The organism is Kitasatospora putterlickiae (assembly GCF_039527695.1).
GTDB classification, from domain to species: domain Bacteria; phylum Actinomycetota; class Actinomycetes; order Streptomycetales; family Streptomycetaceae; genus Kitasatospora; species Kitasatospora putterlickiae.
The window spans coordinates 15,719-20,142 of the sequence record NZ_BAAAKJ010000313.1; the positions used below are offsets into that span (position 1 = coordinate 15,719).

Here is a 4,424-nt window from a genome sequence, read left to right on the forward strand (position 1 = left end):
CGGCGGCACCGAGGTGTACGGGCTCTTCCTCAACACCGTCCCACTGGTCGCCGAACCCGGCGAGGACCTGGCGGCGCTGCACGCGCTCGACCCGGGGCCGCTCGCCGAGGTGCTCGGCCCCGGCGACTGGGGCGCCTTCACCGACCGGCGGCGCGCCGCAGCCGTCGGGCGCCAGCGCGAGCGCGGTCTGCCGGACGCCTGGCTGGAGCGGATCCCCGGCTTCCTGGACGCCGCCGGGCTGCCGCGCGAGCCCGAACGCGGGCTGCTGCACACCGAGTTCATGCGCCAGCACCTGCTGTTCGACCAGGCCGCCGGGCGGCTCTCCGGCCTGTTCGACTTCGAGCCCGCGATGATCGGCGACCCGGCCTACGACTTCGTCGGCGTCGGGGTCTTCGTCACCCGGGCCGAACCCGGGCTGATGGCGCGCTTCGCGGCGGGGTACGGACGCGCCGTCGACCCTCGTGCGGCCATGGCGTACACGCTGCTGCACGTCTACAGCAACCTGCCCTGGTACCTGCGGGAGGTGCCGCCGCCCCCGGGGACCGACAGCCTGGAGGCGCTCGCCGAGCACTGGTTCGGCCTCGGCCCCGGCTGACGGCGGCGGCGGACCTCAGACCCGGGCGGGGCCGTCGGGCGGCACCTGCTCGCCGGTCCACTCCGAGGCCAGCAGCCCGAGCACCACCTCGTCCGCGAACGTCCCGTACGCCCAGGTCGCCCGGCGCAGCGTGCCCTCCAGCACGAACCCCGCTCCGGTGGCGGCCTTGATCATCGGCAGGTTGTCGGCCAGCGTCTCGACCTGCAGCCGGTGCAGCCCGCGCACCGTGAAGCCGTAGTGGCAGAGCAGCCGCACGATCTCGCCGGCCAGACCGCGCCCGCGGAACCCGGGCCGCAGCGCCAGGCCGAGGTGGGCGCGCCGCTGGTGGCCGTCGACGCCCCACAGCAACGCCTCTCCGGCCAGTTCGCCGGACGCGAGGTCCACCACCGAGAAGCAGGCGGCCGTGTCGTCGCCGGGGTGCACCTCGTACGGGGATTCCGGGGAGCCGGGGGTGATCGGCCGCCAGGGGCGGCCGTCGGCCCGTGACCGGGTGACGACGTCGTCGTAGAGCTCGGTGTGGAGAACGGGGACGTCGCCGTCGTGACGGGCGCGGAGCGCGATCCGGGAGGTCTGTAGCATGTCACATTGCTAACAGGAGTCGTCGCCGCCCGCAATCGGATTTCCGGGAATGACGGTGGCCCGGGCGGCCGTTGGCACCGGAGTGACCGCCGCGCCCGCCCTCCGCCTCTCCGTACTGGACCGTTCCCGGACCCGCCGGGGGGAGGAGCCCGCCCAGGCGCTGCGGGACACCGTCGCGTTCGCGGTGGAGGCCGAACGGCTCGGCTACCACCGGTTCTGGGTCTCCGAGCACCACGGCGTGCCGGGGGTGGCCGGTTCGGCGCCGACGGTGCTGGCCGCCGCCGTGGCCGCCGCCACCTCCCGGATCCGGGTCGGCACCGGCGGGGTGATGCTCCCCAACCACCAGCCCCTCGTCGTCGCCGAGCAGTTCGGCGTCCTCGCGGCGCTGTTCCCGGGCCGGATCGACATGGGCGTGGGCCGGTCGGTGGGTTTCACGGACGGCGTGCGCCGGGCCCTGGGCCGGGAGAAGGACGCCGCGGACCGCTTTCCCGGGCAACTCGCCGAACTGCTCTCCTGGTTCGACCCGGCCGCGGTCCGCCCCGGGGGCGTGCGCGCCCGCCCCGCCGAGGGCCTGGACGTCCCCGCGTTCGTGCTCGCCACCGGCGCGGGCGCGGACGTGGCCGCCGAGGCGGGACTGCCGCTGGTGATCGCGGCGGTGCGCGGGGAGGAGGCGATGCTGGCGGCGATCGACCGCTACCGGGCGCGCTTCCGCCCCTCCGCCCGGGCCGGGCGGCCCTACGTGGTCGTCTCCGGGACGGTCGCCGTCGCGCCGACCGAGGAGCGGGCCCGCGCGCTGCTCGTCCCGGAGGCCTGGTCGACCGCCCACAGCCGGACCCATGGCGAGTTCTCCCCGCTGGAGCCCGCCGGGGAGGTCCTGGCCCGGCCGATGACCCCGCGTGAGCGCACCGCCTTCGAGCAGGCCCGCACCGGCCACCTCGCCGGCACCCCGGAGCAGGCCGTCGCCGCGCTCACGGCCCTCGTGGAGCGTTCCGGCGCCGACGAGTTCCTGCTCACCACCAGCACCTACGACCGGGCGGAGCTGCTGGACTCCTACCGCCTGCTCGCCGAGGCCGCCGGGCTCACCCCGGTCTGAGCCGCGGCGGGCCCGAACCGGACCGGCGAGTCGGGCCCGGGCCGCCGGCGGGACGTGCCCGGAGGGGCACGCTCCGACGCGGTCCGGTCCGCCCTCCGGTCACCGCCGAGGTGCGCGGGCGGACCTCGGGACGTGCCCTTCGGGGCCCTGTCGCGGCCACGCCGCACCGGCGCGGTGGCCGGAAGCGCGTGTGCGGGGGCGGGGCCCCGGGCCCGAGAGCCGGCCGGGAACCCCGCCCCCGCCTCGCGAAGCACGCGCGGACGGCGGGGGCCTGACGGCTGGTCCCTAGCCGAGGCGGGTGCGGAGCAGGTCGATGACCTCGGCGGCCCGGTCGACCAGGTAGAAGTGGCCGCCGGGGAAGACGGTGAGGTCGAACCCGCCCGTCGTGTGGGCGGCCCAGCGGCGGACGTCGTCGACCGCGGCGCGCGGGTCGCTGTCGCCGAGCAGGGCGCTGATCGGCGAGGAGAGGACGGCGTCCGGACCGCCCCGGTAGCGGGCGACCGCCCGGTAGTCGGCGCGCACGGCCGGCAGGATCATCTCCAGCAGCTCCGGGTCCTCCAGCATCCAGGCCTCGGTGCCGTCCAGCCTCTTGATGTCGGCGACCAGTTCGTCGTCGGTGGGATCGATCGGGACCCCGGCCGGCCCGGTCGGGGCGGAGCGGCCGCTGACGAGGAGCCGGGCGGGCGGGTGGCCGGCCCGTTCCAGGCGCAGCGCGACCTCGAACGCGACCAGGGCGCCCATGCTGTGGCCGAACAGGGTCAACGGGGCGTCGGTCCAGGGGGCGAGCGCCGCCGTGATCCCGTCGGCGAGGCGGGGGATGTCGTCGACGACCGGTTCCAGGCGGCGGTCCTGGCGCCCGGGGTACTGCACCGCGACGACCTCGGCCCGCGGGCTCATCGCGGCGGCGAGCGGGCGGAAGAACGCCGCGGATCCCCCGGCGTGGGGGAAGCAGACCAGTCGGTGGGCGCCGGCCGGCGCCGGTTCGAAGCGCCGGCACCAGAGGCCGTCGAGGGTTTCGGGGAGTGTCATGCCGGGGTGGTTCCTTCCGGTGGGAGCGGACGGGGCGGGCGCGGTGGGGCGGGCTTCCCGCGCGGAGTGCGAACGCGTGATGAACAGATGTCAAGCCAGCTCAGGAGGGCCGGTCGCGACCGAGGGCCGACCTGTCATGCATGGCTGGTGTTCGATCACCGCAAACCCGGATCCTAACGATCAGTCAGAAATGGCTCGTTTCCGTGATCCGCGGCGGGGGCATCCCGGGAACCGGTTGTGGACGATTGGGCGCCCCCATACATTCATTTGCGTCATCCTATTGATACCGAGCGCGACCGTCGGGTGAGTCCGGTCGCCGCTCCGGCGGGCGCTATCTCCCTGTGCCAGGAAACGAGGCCACTCGTGCAGTTCAGGATGCTCGGACCGCTCTCCGTTCAGGTGGACGGGCGCGAGTGCGCGGTGTCGGCCCCGCGCCAGCGGGTGGTGCTGACGCTCCTGTTGATCAACGCCAACCACGTGGTGTCGATGGACCGGATCGCCGCGGCGGTCTGGGACGGCGGACCGCCGCCGAGCGCGTCCGCGACGGTGCGCACCTATGTGATGAGACTTCGCCAGGTCCTGGGCGCGGTCGCCGGACGGCGGATCCGGACCCGGGCGCCGGGGTACCTGATCGAACTGGCCGAGGACGAGACCGATCTGGGCCGCTTCACCGCGCACCGCAACCGGGCCGCCGCGCACCTGCGGGCGGGCGAGCTGGAGCGCGCCTCGGTCGAGTACACGGCGGCGCTGGCGCTGTGGCGCGGCGACCCGCTGGTGGACGTCCCCTCGCGCGGACTGCGCGACGTGGAGGGCCGCTACCTGCAGGAACTGCGCCTGCAGACCCTGGAGTCGCGGCTGGACGCCGACCTCGCGCTGCGCCGGCACAACGAGATCCTGCCCGAGCTGTGGCGCGAGGTCCAGGCGAGCCCGCTGCGTGAGGCACTGGTCAGCCGGCTGATGCTGGCGCTGTTCCGGGCCGGCCGGCAGTCCGAGGCGCTGAACCAGTTCCAGCTGACCCGGACCGCGCTGATCGACCAGCTCGGGGCGGAGCCGGGCAGCGAGCTGCGCGAGATGCAGCGCCGGATCCTGGCCGCGGACGACCTGCTGGGCGGCGAGGGCGGCGGCTCG

The 4,424-nt window shown here is 75.2% G+C and carries 5 protein-coding genes; 3 read left to right on the forward strand and 2 right to left on the reverse strand.

What is annotated here, in order from left to right; translation table 11 throughout:
• A partial coding sequence (locus ABD308_RS29740) for an aminoglycoside phosphotransferase family protein (protein WP_344341620.1) occupies positions 1–595 on the forward strand: 595 nt, incomplete at its 5' end.
• Between the two features lie 15 nt (positions 596–610).
• On the opposite strand, the gene ABD308_RS29745 is transcribed toward ABD308_RS29740, so the two are convergent.
• On the reverse strand, positions 611–1,174 hold the full coding sequence (locus tag ABD308_RS29745) for a GNAT family N-acetyltransferase (RefSeq protein WP_344341623.1): 564 nt from the start codon (positions 1,172–1,174) through the stop codon (positions 611–613).
• 49 nt (positions 1,175–1,223) lie between these two features.
• Between ABD308_RS29745 and ABD308_RS29750 the strand changes: the two genes are divergently transcribed.
• Complete coding sequence (locus ABD308_RS29750; protein WP_344341626.1) at positions 1,224–2,267, forward strand: LLM class flavin-dependent oxidoreductase; 1,044 nt, start codon at positions 1,224–1,226, stop codon at positions 2,265–2,267.
• A gap of 285 nt (positions 2,268–2,552) precedes the next feature.
• On the opposite strand, the gene ABD308_RS29755 is transcribed toward ABD308_RS29750, so the two are convergent.
• A complete protein-coding gene (locus tag ABD308_RS29755; RefSeq protein WP_344341629.1) occupies positions 2,553–3,296 on the reverse strand; it encodes a thioesterase II family protein in 744 nt (247 codons plus the stop codon).
• 363 nt (positions 3,297–3,659) lie between these two features.
• On the opposite strand from ABD308_RS29755, the gene ABD308_RS29760 reads away from it, so the two are divergent.
• Positions 3,660–4,424 (forward strand): AfsR/SARP family transcriptional regulator (locus tag ABD308_RS29760; protein ID WP_344341632.1); only part of this gene is annotated, 765 nt, incomplete at its 3' end.